Raw genomic sequence first — 17835 nt, 5'->3', positions numbered from 1 at the left:
CCTGGAGGAACGTGTGTGGCGCTATATCGGTCGTAAGCTCTTCGTCTACCTGCTTACGTTCATCGTCGCGGTCACCATCAACTGGATGATTCCGCGCTTCATGCCCGGCGACCCCATCCGCAACATGCTCTCCCGGGCCTCGGTGGGCGACCCCGAGGCCCTGGCCGCCATGACCTCGTACTACGAGGAGGTCTTCGGCCTCGACAAGCCGCTGCACGAGCAGTACCTGAGCTTCTGGGCGGGCCTGTTCCAGGGGGACCTGGGCATCAGCGTGATGCTCTACCCCGAGCCGGTCACCGACGTCATCATGAGGGCGGTCCCCTACACCCTGGGACTGCTGCTCCCCGCGATCCTGCTCAGCTGGATCATCGGCAACCGCTTCGGCGCCTTCGCCGCCCGCAGCAAGGCCCTGGACAACACGGTCCTGCCGGTCGGCTACATCCTCACCGCCACGCCGTACATGTGGCTGGCCCTGCTGCTGGCCTGGAGCCTGGGCATCGTCGCCGGGATCTTCCCGACCTCGGGCGGCTACAGCTTCTCCCTGCGCCCCGAGTTCAGCTGGCTGTTCATCTCCAACCTGATCACCCACTGGTTCCTGCCGTTCCTGTCCATGTTCCTGGTGGCGCTCGGCGGCTGGGCGATCGGCATGCGCAACATGATCATCTACGAACTGGACGCGGACTACTCCAACTACCTCCAGGCCCTCGGCGCCCCGCGCAAGCTGGTCCGGCGCTACGCGTTCCGCAACGCCATGCTGCCGCAGATCACCGGCCTGGCCGTCCAGCTGGGCACGATCATCGCGGGCTCCCTGCTCACCGAGATCGTGTTCAACTACCCCGGCCTCGGCAGCCTCATCCTGGACTCCCTGCAGAACCGCGACTTCTTCCTGCTCCAGGGCGTGTTCCTGTTCGTGGTCATCGGCGTGCTGATCGCCAACTTCATCATCGACATCGTCTACGTGCTGATCGACCCGCGCACCCGGGTCCAGATGACGGGAGGCTCCTCATGACGAACGTCGCCGGAGCTCCGGGCACCGCCGAGAAGGCGGACGCCCCCGAACCGGCCGAGCGCAAGGGCTCCGAGGCCCTGTACTTCGCCCGGCGCAACCCCAAGCTGCTCATCGGCTCGGGTATCGTCCTGGCCTTCCTGCTGCTCGGGATCATCGGCCCCTTCTTCGTCAGCGACAGCCCCAACGAGTACGTCGGCCCCCAGACCCAGCCGCCCAACGGCGAGTACTGGTTCGGTACCACCACGTTCGGCCAGGACATCTGGGCCCAGTTCGTGCACGGCGTGCGCGCCACGTTCATCATCGGCCTGTTCGGCGGCGGCATCGCCTTCGTCATCGGCACGGCGGTCGGCTTCGTCGCCGGGTACAAGGGCGGGATCGTCGACGAGATCCTCAACATGATCACGAACGTGGTCCTGGTTCTGCCCGCGATGGTCGTGCTCATCGTCGCGATCGCCTACCTGGACGCGCGCGGCCTGTTCGTGCAGGGCCTGTTCATCGGCCTGACCGCCTGGCCGTGGGCGGCCCGCGCGGTCCGTTCGCAGGCGCTGTCCCTGGCCACCCGCGACTACGTGGACCTGGCCCGGCTGAGCGGTCGGCGCACCTGGAAGATCATCACCGCCGAGATCGCGCCCAACATGAGCTCGTACCTGGTGATGGCCTTCATCCTCCAGTTCGGCGGCGCGGTCCTCACCGCGGCCGGCCTGGACTTCATCGGCCTCGGCCCCTCCAACGGCGTGTCCCTCGGACTGATGCTGGAGAGCGCCGTCGCCTGGAGCGCGCTCACCCTCGGCATGTGGTGGTGGTTCATCCCGCCGGGTCTCGGCATCACCGTGATCGTGGGCTCGCTGTACATCCTCAACGTCGGGTTGGACGAGGTCTTCAACCCCAAGCTGCGGGAGCTGTGATGACCCTGCGCGTCAAGGACCTGAAGGTCTACTACCAGACCCTGCGCGGGGACGTCCACGCCCTCGACGGCGTCACGTTCGACCTCGCCGACGGGGAGATCATGGGCCTGGCCGGGGAGTCCGGCTGCGGCAAGACCACCCTGGGCAAGAGCCTGATCCGCCTGGACTCGCGGATGCGCCACGTCAGCGGCACGATCGAGCTGGACGGCAAGGACGTGCCCATCGCCGACGACCAGGCGATGGTGCCCCTGCGGTACCACGAGATCTCGCTCATCCCGCAGTACGCGATGAGCGCCCTCAACCCGACCCGCAAGATCGGGAGGATGATCAACGAGCTGCTGCGCGCTCGCGGCGTGCGGCCCGCCGACATCACCGAGGAGCTCCACCGCCGCCTGGAACTGGTCGGCCTGGACACCGACGTGCTCAACCGGTTCCCGATCGAGCTGTCCGGCGGCATGAAGCAGCGCGTCGTCATGGTCATCTCGACCCTGCTCAACCCGTCGCTGCTGATCGCAGACGAGGTCACCTCGGCCCTGGACGTGTCCACCCAGCGCTCCGTCGCGGAGTCGATGGTGGAGTTCCGCGACCGGGGCTACATCAAGAGCATGGTCTTCGTGACCCACGACATCTCGCTCGTGTACCAGATGGCGGACACGATCATGGTGATGTACGCGGGCCACATCGTGGAGAAGGCCGCCGCGGGCACCATCATCAACGAGCCCAAGCACCCCTACACCCAGATGCTCATCGGGGCGCTGCCCGAGGTCGGGTCCACCTCCACCGTGCAGGGGGGCCGCCTGGAGGGCATTCCCGGCACCCCGCCGGGGCTGCTCAACCCGCCCACCGGCTGCCGGTTCAAGGACCGCTGCCCGATGGCGTTCTCCAAGTGCTCCGAACAGCCGCCGCTGGTGGAGATCGAACCCGGCCACTGGGCCGCCTGCTGGAAGACGGGGTGAGGTAGACCGTGCTGGAACTCAGCCACGTGCACAAGGTGTACAAGGTCGGCGCGTTCGGCGGTGGCCGCCTGCGCGCCGTCCGCGACGTGAGCCTCACGGTGGGGGCGGGCGAGGTCGTCTCGCTGATCGGTGAGAGCGGCAGCGGCAAGAGCACCCTCGGCAAGATGGTGCTGGGCCTGTTCAAGCCGACCTCGGGGAGCATCACCTTCGAGGGCACCGACATCACCACCATCAGGGGCCACACCGCGCGCAAGGAGTACTACCGCCGCGTGCAGGGGGTCTTCCAGGACCCGTTCAGCTGCTTCAATCCCATCTTCAAGGCCGACCGCGTCTTCGAGATGGTCCGCACCTCCTACTTCCCGAACACCCCGGAGACGGAGTGGCGGGACAAGGTGCTGGACGCGATCGCGACGGTGCGCCTGGACCCGGGCAACGTCCTCAACAAGTACCCGCACCAGCTCAGCGGCGGCCAGTTGCAGCGCCTGCTGATCGCGCGGGCGCTGCTGCTGGACATCAAGCTGCTGGTCGCCGACGAGATCATCAGCATGCTCGACGCCTCCACGCGCATCGACGTGCTCAATTTGCTCGCCGACCTCAAGGAGCGCGGCCTGGGCATCCTGTTCGTCACCCACGACCTGTCGCTGGGCAACTACGTCAGCGACAAGTCGGTGATCCTGCGCAAGGGCGCGATCGCCGAGATGGGCCCGACGGCCAGGGTCTTCGACAACCCGCTGCACCCCTACAGCCGCCACCTGCTGTCCTGCGTGCCGCAGCTGCACCGCACCTGGGCCGAGGTGGACGCCGAACTGGCGGCCAACCCCCCCGAGGACGTCGTCCTGCCGACGGCGCCCGACGAGGACTCCGCTCCGCTGATCGAGGCCGAGGAGGGCCACTTCGTGGGGATCGACCAGGGCTGAGCCGCCCCCTTCCCCGCATCCCGGCGCCCGTCCACCCCCCGCGGGCGCCTCGGTGTTTTCCGGCCCTTCCCGCGCGCTCCCGACACCGGCTTGCGAAAGCCGCGATTCGACGCGCGGACCCGGGCGGCCGGCGGTGGTTTCCGGGTGCCCGCGCGGTCCCGGATCCCGTCGCGGGGGCCGGTTCCGGGCGCCGACGGGCCCGTCGCGGAGGGCGCTGGCGGACGCCGCCGGGCCGCTCCGCCGCCCGGCGGGCCGCACGCCGGGGCGGCCTCGGGCTGCGCCGCCCCGGAGCCGGGCGCGCTCGCGTGCGCACCCGTCCTGAGGTGCGCCGACGACGTGGCGGCGACGTCCGCCTGAACGGGGTGTGACATCCCGGCGTGCGTTCCCACGCGGCACACGTGTACCCTGGAGGGTCCGCCGGTATTCCCCGGCGGGCCGTGCGGGTTGCCACATCGGAATCCTTCGCCGGCCGACCCGTCTGTGGTACGTTCGAAGTGATTGTTAGTCGTTGAATTTCGCAGTTGGTGTCTTGCCCGCGGAGTTTGTGACCGGCGGGCGGTTTCTTCAAGGAAGTCCGGCTCGCGGCAATTCGCGGACGTGAGTCTGCGTCCGTGTACACCGAGCTGAAGGAGAGAACATGGCTCAGGGAACTGTGAAGTGGTTCAACGGCGAGAAGGGCTTCGGCTTCATCTCCCCCGACGGCGGCGGCCCCGACGCCTTCGTTCACTACAGCGCGATCCAGGGCACGGGCTTCCGTAACCTGGAGGAGAACCAGCGCGTGGAGTTCGAGGTCGTCCAGGGCACCCGTGGCCCGCAGGCCGAGAACGTCGTCGCGATCTAGCACGCGATAACTTCGCGCAACGCCCCGGAAGGCACCGCCTTCCGGGGCGTTCGCGTGTGCCGCCCCCGAGGGGGCGGCGGGGGCTCACCCCTCCAGGAGGGCCTCGGTGCGCCGACGCACCTCGGGGGTGTCCAGTCCCCGCACGGTCACCGTCGTGCGGCGGCGCAGCACGTCGTCCGCGTTCACCGCCCACTCGCGGTCGCGGGCGAAGACCACCTGCGCCCAGATGTCGGGGCCGTCGGGGTGGATGCGCTCGCCCAGACGCGGCTCCTCGCGCACCATCGCCGCGATGTCCATGGCCAGGCTCCCGTAGTGCGACGCCAGGTGGCGGGCGACCAGCGGGTCCAGCGGGGCGCCGGGCGCGCGGTCGGTGATCAGCCGCTGGGCCACCGCGTCCGGGCTGGCCAGTCCGGGCAGCGGCACCGTGCGCAGCGGGTCGACCATGTCCTCCGACAGCGGCACGGCGCTGACCTTGCGCAGCTCCTTGAGGACGGCGCGGCCGATGTGGCGGTAGGTCGTCCACTTGCCGCCCGCCACCGAGAGCATCCCGCCCCGCCCCTGGGTGACCACGGTCTCGCGCTTGGCCGCGCTGGTGCCGCCGGGTCCGCCGGGCAGCACCCGCAGCCCCGCGAAGGAGTAGTCGACGTGGGAGGCGTCCAGGTAGGGCGCGTCGATGCCCAGCGCGGCCTCGCCCAGGATCTGCTCCACGTCGGCGGGCACGACCGACACGTCGGCCGGGTCCCCGGTGTACTCCTCGTCGGTGGTGCCCAGCAGCAGCCTGCCCTCCCACGGGATCGCGAACGACACCCGGTACTTGTCCACGGGGATGGTCAGCGCGGCGCGCCAGGGCTCGGGGGTGCGCAGCACCAGGTGCGCGCCCTTGGACAGGCGGACGCTGGGCGCCGCGGAGGGGTCCTCCATGCTCCGCAGCCGGTCCACCCACGGGCCGGTCGCGTTGAGGACCAGCCGCGCGTCGATGCCGAACTCCCCGCCGTCGACGCGGTCGCGCAGGTCGGCACCGGTGACCCGGCCCCGGGTGGTGCGCAGCCCCACGACCTCGGCGTGGTTGAGCACCACCGCGCCCGCGTCCACGGCGGCGCGCACGCTCATGACGGCCATCCGGCTGTCGTTCATCTGGTGGTCGCTGTAGGCGGCCACCGACCGCAGGCCGTCGGTGCGCAGGCCCGGGGCGAGCCGCCGCGCCTGGGCGGGGGAGAGCAGACGGCCCATGCCGTCGCCGAAGGCCGACAGGGCCGAGTACAGGAACACCCCGGCGCCCATCTTCGCGGCCCCGTGCGGGCCGCCGGAGTAGATCGGGACCAGGAACGGCATGTGGTTGACCAGGTGCGGTGCCACATCCGAGGCCAGAGACCGGCGCTCGCGGTGGTTCTCGGCGACCAGGCGCACCTGCCCGCTCTGGAGGTAGCGCAGTCCGCCGTGCACCAGCTTGGAGGAGGCGCTGGAGGTGGCTCCGGCGAAGTCCCCGGAGTCGACCATGGCCACGCGCAGTCCCGCCTGGGTGGCGGTCCAGGCTACGGAGGTCCCGAGGATCCCGCCGCCGACGACCAGGAGGTCGAAGGTCCCCCGGGTGAGTTCGTCGCGTGTGCGCGAGCGCGACGAGGCGATGCGGTTCTGGCTGGCGCTGACGGTCATGGCTGTGCTCCTCGGAGGGATGGAGGGGGCCTCGCGTGCACCTGAACAGTCTCCACGTTTCAGGCGATGTATCGCCTTTATAATACGACAATGCCGAACGCTGATGAAGAAGAGGGGGCCTTCCCGCCGAGAAAACGGGTCCGGTTGCGGCCCGAAGCACAGATGAGCTTGACGGGAGTTGCCCAGGGGAGTCGGGTCAACACGTGGGGCTTCTGAGATGCGGCATTGTCGCACTTCGCCGGACGACCGCGCGGTCGGTCCGCGGGGAGGGCGCGCACGGCGAAGCCCCGGGGCGTCGCCGTGCGACGCCCCGGGGCTCGGCGGGGTCCGGGTCCGCCCCGCGGGTCCGGAAGGCGGAGCCCCGGGAGGCCCGGGGTTCGTGGGCGTGCCGGCCGGGGACGGCGGTCACACCGTCCCCGGGCCGGCGGCGCTCAGGCGCCGAACCCGGTGAGCTTCCAGATCCACGCTCCGATCACGCCGCCCAGCAGGGGGCCGACCACCGGAATCCAGGCGTATCCCCAGTCGGAGGGGCCCTTGCCGGGGATCGGCAGCACCGCGTGCGCGATGCGCGGCCCCAGGTCGCGGGCCGGGTTGATGGCGTATCCCGTCGGACCGCCCAGGGACAGGCCGATCGCCAGCACCAGCAGGCCGGTCAGCAGCGGCGCCAGGCCGTTGGTGAACAGGCCGCTCAGGTCCACGCCGCCCTCGATGGAGACGTAGCCGGAGTTCGCGCCGATGCCCAGCACGCCCAGGAGCAGCATGGCGGTGCCGACGACCTCGGTGATGAGGTTGGCCACCGGGTTGCGCACGGCCGGGGCGGTGCTGAACACGCCCAGCTTCGCGTCCGGGTCGTCGGTGACCTTCCAGTGCGGCAGGTAGACCAGGTAGACCAGGACGGCGCCGGTGAACGCGCCGCCCATCTGGGCCAGGATGTAGCCCGGGACCTGGGCCCAGCCGAACTCGCCGATGCTGGCCAGGCCGAGCGTGACCGCCGGGTTGATGTGGGCGCCGCTGGTGGCGCCGACGACGTAGACGGCCATCGCGACCGCCATGCCCCAGCCGAAGGTGACGACGATCCAGCCGCCGTTGAGGGCCTTGGAGCGTGCGAGCGAGACACCGGCGACGACACCGCCGCCGAGCAGGATCAGGATCGCCGTACCGACGAACTCTGCCAGATAGACCATGGAGACCTCCGCCCCGTCAGGGGGAACCGGGTCACGGGGGCCTCGTCCCCGCCGACCGGCGCCTGGCCGGAGGCGGGGGTTTAATAGGACGCACCCGTCACAGGAATGGGATGGAGCGGAGCGCGCACGGCGCCCCGCGGGCCGGTTCCCGGGAGCCGAAGGTGGCAGCCGGGGCTCCTGGGAACCGGTCGTTCGGTGGGGTGACGCCGCCCCCGCGCTACTGGGCGTCCTCGTGCTCGACCCAGTCCAGGGTGCGGCGCACGGCCTTGTTCCAGTTGCGGTACTCGCGCTCGCGCACGGCGGGCTCCATCTTCGGGGTCCACTCGGCGGCCTTGTGCCAGTTGGCGCGCAGCGTCTCGACGTCGGGCCAGTAGCCCACCGCCAGCCCCGCGGCGTAGGCGGCGCCCAGACAGGTGGTCTCGGCGACCATCGGGCGCACGACCTCGGTGTCGAGCACGTCGGACAGGATCTGCATGAGCAGGTTGTCGGCGGTCATACCGCCGTCCACCTTGAGCGTGGTCAGCTCCGTGGGCGCGTCGGCGTTCATCGCGTCGACGACCTCGCGGGTCTGCCACGCGGTGGCCTCCAGGACGGCGCGCGCGATGTGGCCCTTGTTGACGTAGCCGGTCAGGCCCGCCATGACGCCGCGCGCGTCGCTGCGCCAGTGCGGGGCGAACAGGCCGGAGAAGGCGGGCACGATGTAGCAGCCGCCGTTGTCCTCCACGGTGCGTGCCAGCGTCTCGATCTCGGGCGCGGTGGAGATCAGGCCCAGGTTGTCGCGCAGCCACTGCACCAGGGAGCCGGTCACCGCGATGGAGCCCTCCAGGGCGTACACGGCCGGTTCGTCGCCGAGCTTGTAGCCCAGCGTGGTGAGCAGGCCGTTCTCGGAGGTCACCGGCTCCGTGCCGGTGTTCATCACCAGGAAGGTGCCGGTGCCGTAGGTGCCCTTGACGTCGCCCGGGTCGAAGCAGGTCTGGCCGAACAGGGCGGCGTGCTGGTCGCCGAGGGAGGAGGCGACGGGGGTTCCGGCCAGGTAGCCCGTGGCCTCGCCGTAGACCTCCGACGACGAGCGGATCTCGGGCAGGACGCCCTCGGGGATGCCGATGGCCTCCAGGATCTCGGGGTCCCACTGGAGGGTGGACAGGTTCATCAGCATGGTGCGGCTGGCGTTGGTCACGTCGGTGACGTGGCGGCCGGTCAGCTTCCAGATGATCCAGGTGTCCATGGTGCCGAACAGGACCTCGTCGCGCTCGGCGCGTTCGCGCAGGCCGTCGACGTGGTCCAGCAGCCAGCGCAGCTTGGGACCGGAGAAGTAGGTGGCCAGCGGCAGACCGCACCGGTCGCGGAAGCGGTCCTGGCCCTCCTCGCCGCCCAGCTCGCGGACCAGGTCGTCGGTGCGGGTGTCCTGCCAGACGATGGCGTTGTGGACCGGCTCGCCCGTCTCGCGGTCCCAGACCAGGGTGGTCTCGCGCTGGTTGGTGATGCCGACGGCCGCGATCTGGTCGGGGGTGATGTCGTTCTTGTCCAGGGCTCCCCTGATGACCGCCTCGACGTTGGCCCAGATCTCCACGGCGTCGTGTTCGACCCAGCCGGGCTTGGGGAAGATCTGCCTGTGCTCGCGTTGGTCGACCGAGACGATACGTCCGTCGCGGTCGAAGAGGATGCAGCGGCTCGACGTGGTGCCCTGGTCGATCGCGGCGACGTACTGCTGACTCATCGGGTGCTCGCCTTCAGGGTGGGGCTCGGGACGGGGCCGGACGCACACGGTTTCGGATTAAACCCGCACGTTGTACGACATTGACGTATGAGTAGCCGTTAGTTTCATCCGTCTTTCCTTCCCATGTCAAGGCCGCGTGACGCAATCGTGTCGCGTGCGTCACGCCCTCTCGACGGCAACGCTGCCAGGCTCGGGCGGACGCCGGAAGCCGCCGCGCGGAAGGCCTTCCGCGGGCGGTGTCGGAACCGTGCCGTGATCCCTCAGTAGGGGGTGACGCCGAGTTCCCGGGAGATGGCCCGCGCCGCGTCGCGCACGTAGGAGACCTGCTCCATGTCGGGCCTGCCCCCCTCGCCGCGCAGGCGCTCGACGGCGCCGCGCACTCCGATGGCGCCGACGGTCGTGCCGCGCCGGTCGCGGATGGGGGCGGCGATGGAGACCTCGCCGTCCACGAGCTCCTCGGCCTCCCAGGCCCAGCCGTCGTCGCGCACCTGGTCGAGCTGGCGCTCCAGCGCGGCGGGGGAGGTGACGGTGTGCCGGGTGAAGGAGGTCAGGGCCGGGGCCCCTCCGCTCTCGACCACGGCCGGGTCCTCCTCGGGTGCCGCCAGGGGGTCGAAGGCCATGAGGACCTTGCCGATGGCGGTGGCGTGCAGCGGCAGCAGGGTGCCCACGTCCAGGGTCTGCTGGGAGGCGTCGGGGCGGAACACGTGGTGGACCACGAGCACCTGGTGCTTGTGCAGCGTGCCGATCCGCACGCTCTCGCCGCTGCGCGAGGCCAGGCTGTCCGCCCAGTTCAGGGCACGGGTGCGCAGTTCGTTGCCGTCCAGGTAACGGGTGCCCAGGCTGAGCATGCCCCCGCCCAGGCGGTAGCGGCCCGACTCGGGGTCCTGCTCGACGAAGCCCACGTGCTGGAGGGTGCGCAGGATGCCGAGCGCGGTGCCCTTGGGCAGCTCCAGGGACCGGGAGATCTCCGCCAGGCTGAGCCCGCGGGCACCGGTGGCCAGGATCCGGAGAATGGCTGCCGCGCGTTCGATCGACTGGATTCTTCCCGGCATTGCGGTGCTACCACTCTCTAGTACGACAATGTCATACGCGAAATGCTACTACGCGTTGTGACGCGTGGCACGCCCGCGGCAGCCGGGCGGTCAGGCGATCGGCACAGTCTAGGTCGGCCGACCGCCGCGCCCGGCCGCCGGGGTCACAGCTCGGCGAAGGCCTCGGCCACGCCCCGGGCGGCCTCCTCGACGTCGCGGTCGGTGGTCTCCAGGTGCACCACCAGGCGCACGGCGTCGCCGATGCCCAGCCCCGCGACCCCGTGGCGGGCGAAGGCCTCGGCGTAGCGCGCCCCCTGACCGGCGGGGGCGGGCACCAGCACCATGTTGGTCCGCGCCTGTACGGCCAGCCCGGAGCGCTCGGAGATCAGCCGGGCCAGCTCCGCGGCGCGCTCGTGGTCCTCGACCACCCGCTCCCGGTGGTGGCGCAGCGCGTACAGGGCGCCGGCGGCGATGATCCCGGCCTGGCGCATCCCCGCGCCCAGCAGCTTGCGCCCGCGCCGGGCCCTGCGCACCGTGTCGGCGTCCCCGACCAGCGCCGAGCCCACCGGGGCGCCCAGGCCCTTGGAGAAGCACACCGACACCGTGTCGAACCCGTCCGCGACCTCGGCGGGGGCGGCGTCCAGTGCGGCGGCCGCGTTCCACAGCCGCGCCCCGTCCAGGTGCGCGCGCAGTCCGTGCCGGTGCGCGAACCCGGTGACCCGGCGCTGTTCGGCCAGCGGCACGACGCGGCCGGTGAAGGTGTTCTCCAGCCACACCAGGGCGGGTTCGGCCCGGTGGACGTCGCCCCGGCCGGCGATCCACGACTCCAGCACCGCGTCGGTGGGGCAGAGCCCGTCCGAGTACAGGCGCGGCAGGGCCCGGGCCAGCACCGCGGTCGCGCCCTGTTCGTCGCCGATGAGGTGGTGGTTCTCGTGCGCCCACACCTCCTCGCCGCTGCGGGTGGACACGTACAGCCCCAGCTGGTTGGCCATGTGCCCGGACGGCACGTACAGCGCGGCCTCCCTGCCCAGCAGCCCGGCGGTCTCCTCCTCCAGCTTCCGCACGGTCGGGTCCTCGCCCCACACGTCGTCGCCCACCTCGGCCTCGGCCATGGCCCTGCGCATGGCCGGGGTGGGGCGGGTGACGGTGTCGGAACGCAGGTCGATCATGGCGTCTTCCTCCTGGTGGGACGCGTGCCCCCGGGCGGGGGCGGGCCCGGGGTGGACGGGGTGTGCGCCCGACGATACTGCCCGCCGCTCAGTCGCTCCCGATCCGGTCCAGGGCACGCGAGAGCCTGGCCAGCGCCTCCAGCACGCGAGCGCTGTCCTCCTCGCCCAGCTCGGCGACCAGGGCCTTGGCCACCCGTTCGTGGTCGGGGCTGATCCGGCGCAGGGCGTCCAGGCCCTCCCCGGTGGCGGCGAGCAGCTTGGCGCGGCTGTGCGCCGGGTTCGGCCGGTACTCGGCCAGCCCCTGCTCCACCAGCAGGTCTGCGATGCGCTGCACGCTCTGCCGCGTGGTGCCGAAGCGGCGCGCGACCGCCGACACCGGCAGGGGTTCCCGGGTCACCGCGCCGAGCACCTGCCAGCGCGCGGCGGTCAGTCCGGCGGTGCGGGCCAGTTCCTCGGCCACCGACAGGAACTGCCCGTTGAGGCGGAAGACGGTGAGCGCGGTCCCGGTGAGCAGGTCGGAGTGTCTGTTCTCGGCAGGGGCCATGCTCAGGCCCCCTCCAGCAGCACGTGGTAGGCGCCGGGGTCGTGCTCGGCGTGCAGCCGGTACCACGCGTCGAGGACGCGGGGCGTGTACAGGTCCAGGGCCGCGAAGACCTCCCGGGCGAACTCCAAGGGCGCGGTGGGCCCGGCCGTGATGAGGCCGCCGTCGGAGACCGCGAGCGCGGAGCGGTAGCGGCGCATCCCGGCGTAGCCGGTGGCCAGCAGGTACTCGGGCGCGGCGCTGGTGTGGTCGCGGTAGTCCAGGAGCCCCTCCCGGGCGAGCCCGGCCGTGGCGCCGCAGATGGCCGCCACCGGCACACCGGCGTCGAGCCAGATCCCGGCCGCCGAGGCGAACGGGGAGAAGGCCTCGGGGTCCACGTCCCAGCCGTCGGCCCCCGGCAGGATCAGCATCGCGCTGGAGGAGGGCTTGAGCTGGGGCAGGGTGATGTCCGGCAGGATGGTCAGCCCGCCCGCGGTCGTGACGGGCGCGCCGGTGAGGCCGACGGTCACCACGTCGTAGCGCCCGGGGTCGCGCTGCCAGTCGCCGCCCCGGATGGTCGCGGTGGTGTGCCCGATCTCCCAGTCCGCCAGCTGGTCGTACACGGCGAGGTGGACGGTCTGCCTGGTGTCTTCGATCATGACAGCATGCTGTCAAATGGACAACATACTGTCAATGCTCGGAGGGCGGACGGGTCTGTGGTGCTCCGCGCGTCCGATGCGCCCTCGGGGGGATGGGTGCTGGTCCGCAGGCCAGGGCGGTCAGCGTGTCCACGGCCATCATGGATCAGGTGTTGCCTGTTGTGCTTTTTCGGCCGGACTACAAGTGCGTACCTCCACCGACCAAACCCGGAAAGTGACCTGATCCGTGACTACCTGCCTGTGGTTGAGCTGCAAACCCTCCTCTGCTCCAGGTCGCGCGTAACGCGTGCCTTTCACCCCCCGCCTTCTGGAGGGCGGATACGTGCGCGTTCGTACCACCCCCATCGGCCGGGGTCTGGAAGAAGTGAACAGTGGCGGCGTGGGGCGGTGGCTGAGCCGCTTATCCCGCACTTCGCGGACGTGCTCTCGACCGCGGCACTGGAGAACCGGGGCGAAGCACGCGATGCGCTCACCCCCCAGGACAATCGACGTGCGCATCGCGTGGTCCCCGGCACTGGAGAAGACCCCCTATGTCCGAGCGGGGAGCCTGGGACCTACGGCCACCCCCCACACCCCTACCCAGCACTGGTGCTTTCCGTCTGTACCCCGCCGTGTCCGGGGAGGGCAGCACCGCACACGTTCAACCACCACACGGCTGAACTTCAAACCCCCCTGGGGTCGGGGTTCAAAACCCCCATGGGCTGGCATGAGCGCGAACGCAGACCCCCGCCCCGCCACCGGCTGACGTGAACGCGATCAGACACCCCCAACCCACAAAAGCATTGAAACCGAACCCCCCAACAGCAGACGCCAGCGGAACCGCCCACCCTCACCCCCGCAGACCGAGGAAGGCGTCTCCGTGCACGCGCAACCACCACAGGGCTGGGCCTCACCCCCACCGGCTGACGCGAGCGCGGACGTCCGCCCTCACCTCACCCCACCCCCGCGGGGCTCGCGGGGTGACGACCGAACGCCTCCATGTGTCGCATGTCACCCCCGCCCCGAAAGCTGCTGGTGGATCGGGTTTCCGGTGACGCAGGTCTCGCGGTTGTAACAGAACGGAACGCCGGTGTTCACATAACCTCACAAATGGTATTACCATTCTCGGAGCCTGCCCCCAGAGCAGGTCGGAGCCGTACTCCCGTACAGCTCAGCACCACCGCACACCCACGGAAGGCTCCGTCGTGGAGAACTTCGAACCCGTCTACGGGACGGGACCCCTTCTCGGGATCGCTGCGGGAGCCATCGCCCTCCTGCTGTTCCTGATCATCCGCCTCAAGCTGCACGCGTTCGTGGCGCTCATCCTGGTCAGCGTCCTGACCGCCCTGGCCACCGGCATCCCCGTCACCGGGGTGGTGCCCACCCTCCTGGACGGCTTCGGGAGCACCCTCGCCAGCGTCGCCCTGCTCGTCGGGCTCGGCGTGATGATCGGCCGCCTGCTGGAGATCACCGGGGGCGCGGCCGTCCTGGCCGGGGCGCTGATCAAGCTCTTCGGCGAGAAGCGCGCGCCGCTCGCGCTCGGCGTCGCCTCCCTGCTCTTCGGCTTCCCGATCTTCTTCGACGTCGGCCTCATCGTCATGCTGCCGATCGTCTTCAGCGTGGCCCGCCGCGTCGGCGGTTCCGTGCTCATGTACGCGCTGCCCACCGCGGGAGCCTTCGCGGTCATGCACGCCTTCGTGCCCCCGCACCCCGGCCCGGTCACCGCAGCCGTGGAGATCGAGGCGGACATGGGCCTGGTGCTCCTGATCGGCACCATCCTGGCCATCCCCACCTGGTACCTGGCCAGCTACCTGTTCGGCCTGTGGGCCGGGAGGAAGTGGGAGCTGGCGGTCCCCGAGGACATCATGTCCGACGGCACCGTCAAGCACGAGAACCCGCCGCGCCTGGTGACCGTGCTGGCCGTCCTCCTGCTGCCGATGCTGCTGATCTTCGCCAACACGGGTGTGACCACGCTCGTCTCCACGGGCGCGGTGTCCGCCGAGGCCACGTGGGCGCAGATCCTCCAGCTGCTCGGACAGACCCCGATCGCGCTGCTCATCACCGTGCTCTTCGCGATGGTCGTGCTCAGCCCGGGCCGCTTCACCCGTCAGCGGGTGGAGGAGATCGTCGGCGGCGCGCTCGGCCCGGTCTGCGCCATCATCCTCATCACCGGCGCGGGCGGCATGTTCGGCGGCGTGCTGCGCACCAGCGGCATCGGCGACGCCCTCGCCGACAGCCTGGAGTCCACCGGCCTGCCGGTGATCGTCGCCGCCTTCGTCATCGCGCTCGCGCTGCGCGTCGCCCAGGGCTCGGCCACCGTCGCCATCACCACCGCGGCGGGTCTGATCGCCCCGGCCGTGGCGGCCACCTCGGGACTCTCCTCGATCGACCTGGCCCTGATCGTCATCGCGATCGCCTCCGGCGCCACCGCCCTGTCGCACGTCAACGACTCCGGGTTCTGGCTGGTCGGCCGTTTCCTGGGTATGGACGTCAAGACGACGCTCAAGACCTGGACGGTCATGGAGACCCTGATCGGCTTCATCGGCTTCGGGCTCGCCTTCGGACTCAGCCTGGTGCTGTGACCGCGCGGGCGGAACCCGGCCGTCCGCTCAGGACGCGGGTTCCGCCCTCCGGTCGCCCTCCAGCGCGACGGACACTTCGGTGACGATGGAGCGCATCGCGGCCTCCGCCACGTCGGGGAGGCCGTCCCGGATCGCCTGGGCCACGGCCTTGTGCAGCCGCAGCGCCTCCGGGCGCGGGTTGCGCGGCATCAGGTGGTAGGAGGTGCGTCCGACCAGGACCTCCGCCACCACCTGGGACAGGCCGACGAACATCTCGTTGCCGGACAGCTCCAGGATGCGGCGGTGGAACGTGACGTCCAACTCCAGGAAGGTCTCCAGGTCCCCGGCGCGCCCGGTGCGGACCATCTGGTCGGCGACCACCACCAGCTGGGCCCGCTCCTCGGCGTCGCCGCGCTCGGCGGCCAGGGCCGCGGCGCCCGGTTCCAGCGCGGCGCGCAGCTCGTTGAGCGAGCGCAGCTGCTCCATCCGGCCGGGCCCGGCCAGGCGCCAGCGGATGAGCTGGGGGTCGAAGACGCTCCAGTCCCGGCGCGGGCGCACGCGGATGCCGGTGCGGGGGCGGCTGACCACCAACCGCATGGACTCCAGGACGCGCACGGCCTCGCGCGCGACCGTCCGGGAGACGCCGAAGTCCTGTTCCAGGCCCTGGAGGGTGAAGGTGTGGCCGGTCCGGTACTCGCCTGCGGCGATGGCGGGTCCGAGCACCGCCAGCACGCGGTTGTGCAGTGTGCGGTGGTCCGTGGCCATCGTTCTCCTCGTGCTCCGGGGCCGTCCGGTTGGCCGCATGCGGCCGTGGGGTCACGCTGAAGCCTAGCCCGATTGATTGATATCACTATTAATGGTGACGCTTGCGGCCACGCAGGGGCACCACGACACGGAGAAACCATGCACTTTGTCTTCATGGGGGTCTCGGGCAGCGGCAAGACCACTGTCGCTGAACGTGTGGCCAAGCAGCTGGGCCTGCCCTTCGCCGAGGCCGACGACTTCCACCCCCGGGCCAACATCGACAAGATGGCGGCGGGCGTGCCGCTGACCGACGAGGACCGCTGGCCGTGGCTGCACGAGCTGGCACGGTGGATCGCCGAACACGAGGCCGCCGGCCAGTCCACGGTCATGGCCTGCTCGGCGCTCAGGCACAGCTACCGCGACGTCCTGCGCCAGGCCGCCCCGGGCGTGCGCTTCCTGCACATGCACGGCTCCGCCGAGGTGATCTGGCGGCGGATCGAGGCCCGTCAGGACCACTTCATGCCGCCCGCGCTCCTGGAGTCGCAGCTCGACACCCTCGAACGGCTGAAGGCGGACGAGCCCGGCCTCGAACTCGACGTCAGGGACGACGTGGAGGCCCTCGTCGGGCAGGCCCTGGAGTACGTGGGGCCGCTGCTGCGCCCGGCGGAGGCGCCGGTCGTCGGGGACTGAAGGGGAGCGGCGGCGGGCCACGGTCACGTCACCGTCCGGTCTCGAATTCCGTGCACGGTTGCGCGGGCGTCTTGCGTGGTTCCTCCCGGAACGCGACGCTGTTCGGCATGTCGAACTCCGTCTCGTCCCCCGTGTCCCCCGCCTCCCGGATCCTCGGCACCGCACGGTCCTCCGCGGCGGGCCTCCTCGCGGAGCGCCGCCCCGGTGCGCGTCCCCCGCGCGACGTGCGCCAGACCTTCGTCCTGATGCTGGTCGCCGTCCCCTTGTACGGCCTGCTGGCCTACCTGGCGGGCGACCGGATGCTCTCGGGCGCGCACGAGGACGCCGCCGACGGCCTGCGCGCCCTGATGGTCACCGCCGCGCTCGCGGGCGTGGCCCTGGGAGCCCTGGCCGTCCCGGTGCGCCGCGGCGGCAACGCCCTGTGGCGCACCGCCCAGGTCGGCGCCGTGGCCGGAATGGGGGTCGCCGTGGCCGGTCTGTACGCGGCCGCGCGGCTGGTGGACACGCAGCTGCTGCTGGCCGCGGTCGTGGTGGCGGTCGCCGCCATCGTCGTCAACATCGCGCTGTGGAGCACCGAGGTCCACCGCTGGTGCGGCCGGTAGGAGGTCCGGCGCCCGCGGACCGGTCCGCCGCTACGCCCCGTCCCTCGCGGGCGGGGCGGCCGGAGCCGGGGTCCCCGCCGCGCGCGTGACCGAAGGGGGAGGGGGACGACGGCGCGCCGTCGTCCCCCTCCCGCGCTACTCCTCGTCGTCCTCGCCGTCGGCGGCCGCGTGCAGCCGCGCCAGGTGGTCGCTGTCGTCCTCCCCGTGGCGGCCCAGGTAGATCTCCCTGGCCTCGTCCGCGATGTCGGCCGACTCGTCCTCGAAACCGTAGTCGGCCAAGTCGTCCAGCAGGTCCAGCGCCCGGTGCAGGGCGTCGCCGTCGTCGGGGGACTGGGCGGCCTCCTGGGGGAGGTGGGCCACGACCCTGGCGAGGACGGCGGCGCGCGCCTCGTCCACTGCGCTCTCGGATCCGGCCGCGGCGGTCAGCCGGATCCTGGTGATGGGATCCTCGTCGGCCACCAGCATCAGCTGTTCGGCCAGCCAGGAGGCCTCCTGGCCCTCGAGGAACGCGGTCAGCGCCGCGTCGTCAAGCGGTGTGGTCATTGGCAGATCATAGGCCCGCCCGGCGCCTCCGCCGACACCGGAGCCCGGGCTCCGGGGCGGGTCCGCGAGGCCGGAAAACACACCCTTTCATCCCATCATCGGATATCAGGCGGCGGGGAAAATTCTCTTTCCCGTGTTACGGGGGTGTTGCCGTG

Annotated in this window: 17 protein-coding genes; 8 read left to right on the top strand and 9 right to left on the bottom strand. The window is 71.0% G+C overall.

The window, feature by feature from the left end; genetic code table 11:
• Positions 1-13 precede the first annotated feature (13 nt).
• The 5 genes from PV789_RS22940 (at position 14) to PV789_RS22920 (ending at position 4628) form a co-directional block, all read left to right on the top strand.
• Entirely contained in the window at positions 14-1009 is a 996-nt protein-coding gene (locus tag PV789_RS22940) for an ABC transporter permease (protein WP_274974506.1), read from the top strand.
• A complete protein-coding gene (locus PV789_RS22935; protein ID WP_274974505.1) occupies positions 1006-1914 on the top strand; it encodes an ABC transporter permease in 909 nt (302 codons plus the stop codon). Before PV789_RS22940 ends, PV789_RS22935 begins: the two co-directional genes overlap by 4 nt.
• Positions 1914-2870, top strand: a complete 957-nt coding sequence (locus tag PV789_RS22930; RefSeq protein WP_274974504.1) for an ABC transporter ATP-binding protein — start codon at positions 1914-1916, stop codon at positions 2868-2870. Before PV789_RS22935 ends, PV789_RS22930 begins: the two co-directional genes overlap by 1 nt.
• Before the next feature lie 8 nt (positions 2871-2878).
• Positions 2879-3787, top strand: coding sequence for an ATP-binding cassette domain-containing protein (locus PV789_RS22925; RefSeq protein ID WP_274974503.1), 909 nt, complete (start codon positions 2879-2881; stop codon positions 3785-3787).
• A gap of 637 nt (positions 3788-4424) precedes the next feature.
• Positions 4425-4628, top strand: a complete 204-nt coding sequence (locus tag PV789_RS22920) for a cold-shock protein (RefSeq protein ID WP_047868215.1) — start codon at positions 4425-4427, stop codon at positions 4626-4628.
• A gap of 84 nt (positions 4629-4712) precedes the next feature.
• Here PV789_RS22920 and PV789_RS22915 read toward each other — a convergent pair whose 3' ends face one another.
• The 7 genes from PV789_RS22915 to PV789_RS22885 all read right to left on the bottom strand — a co-directional run bounded on the left by PV789_RS22915 (position 4713) and on the right by PV789_RS22885 (position 12561).
• Positions 4713-6281, bottom strand: coding sequence for a glycerol-3-phosphate dehydrogenase/oxidase (locus tag PV789_RS22915; protein ID WP_274974502.1), 1569 nt, complete (start codon positions 6279-6281; stop codon positions 4713-4715).
• A 431-nt stretch (positions 6282-6712) separates the two neighbouring features.
• Entirely contained in the window at positions 6713-7465 is a 753-nt protein-coding gene (locus tag PV789_RS22910) for an MIP/aquaporin family protein (protein WP_274974501.1), read from the bottom strand.
• Positions 7466-7682: 217 nt separating this feature from the next.
• The gene (gene glpK / locus PV789_RS22905; protein ID WP_274974500.1) at positions 7683-9182 is read right to left on the bottom strand and encodes a glycerol kinase GlpK; all 1500 of its coding nucleotides are present in this window, start codon (positions 9180-9182) and stop codon (positions 7683-7685) included.
• 260 nt (positions 9183-9442) lie between these two features.
• Complete coding sequence (locus PV789_RS22900) at positions 9443-10234, bottom strand: IclR family transcriptional regulator (protein WP_274974499.1); 792 nt, start codon at positions 10232-10234, stop codon at positions 9443-9445.
• 143 nt (positions 10235-10377) lie between these two features.
• The gene (locus tag PV789_RS22895) at positions 10378-11382 is read right to left on the bottom strand and encodes a threonine aldolase family protein (protein WP_274974498.1); all 1005 of its coding nucleotides are present in this window, start codon (positions 11380-11382) and stop codon (positions 10378-10380) included.
• A gap of 88 nt (positions 11383-11470) precedes the next feature.
• Positions 11471-11926, bottom strand: coding sequence for a MarR family winged helix-turn-helix transcriptional regulator (locus PV789_RS22890; RefSeq protein WP_274974497.1), 456 nt, complete (start codon positions 11924-11926; stop codon positions 11471-11473).
• Positions 11927-11928: 2 nt separating this feature from the next.
• Entirely contained in the window at positions 11929-12561 is a 633-nt protein-coding gene (locus PV789_RS22885; RefSeq protein ID WP_248771796.1) for a DJ-1/PfpI family protein, read from the bottom strand.
• A gap of 1184 nt (positions 12562-13745) precedes the next feature.
• Between PV789_RS22885 and PV789_RS22880 the strand changes: the two genes are divergently transcribed.
• Positions 13746-15122, top strand: a complete 1377-nt coding sequence (locus tag PV789_RS22880; protein WP_274974496.1) for a GntP family permease — start codon at positions 13746-13748, stop codon at positions 15120-15122.
• A 27-nt stretch (positions 15123-15149) separates the two neighbouring features.
• Here PV789_RS22880 and PV789_RS22875 read toward each other — a convergent pair whose 3' ends face one another.
• Complete coding sequence (locus PV789_RS22875; RefSeq protein ID WP_013154647.1) at positions 15150-15866, bottom strand: FadR/GntR family transcriptional regulator; 717 nt, start codon at positions 15864-15866, stop codon at positions 15150-15152.
• 138 nt (positions 15867-16004) lie between these two features.
• Here PV789_RS22875 and PV789_RS22870 point away from each other — a divergent pair, with 138 nt between their 5' ends.
• Positions 16005-16535, top strand: a complete 531-nt coding sequence (locus PV789_RS22870) for a gluconokinase (protein WP_274974495.1) — start codon at positions 16005-16007, stop codon at positions 16533-16535.
• A gap of 107 nt (positions 16536-16642) precedes the next feature.
• Positions 16643-17137: a hypothetical protein gene (locus PV789_RS22865; RefSeq protein ID WP_274974494.1), complete on the top strand. Its 495-nt coding sequence runs from the start codon at positions 16643-16645 to the stop codon at positions 17135-17137.
• Between the two features lie 135 nt (positions 17138-17272).
• On the opposite strand, the gene PV789_RS22860 is transcribed toward PV789_RS22865, so the two are convergent.
• Positions 17273-17680: a hypothetical protein gene (locus PV789_RS22860; RefSeq protein ID WP_047868227.1), complete on the bottom strand. Its 408-nt coding sequence runs from the start codon at positions 17678-17680 to the stop codon at positions 17273-17275.
• Between the last annotated feature and the right edge of the window lie 155 nt (positions 17681-17835).

This window comes from Nocardiopsis camelliae (assembly GCF_028993595.1).
Taxonomy (GTDB): domain Bacteria; phylum Actinomycetota; class Actinomycetes; order Streptosporangiales; family Streptosporangiaceae; genus Nocardiopsis; species Nocardiopsis dassonvillei.
Note: the sequence above shows the minus strand (reverse complement) of the source record. Positions and strands in the feature narration are given on the sequence as shown.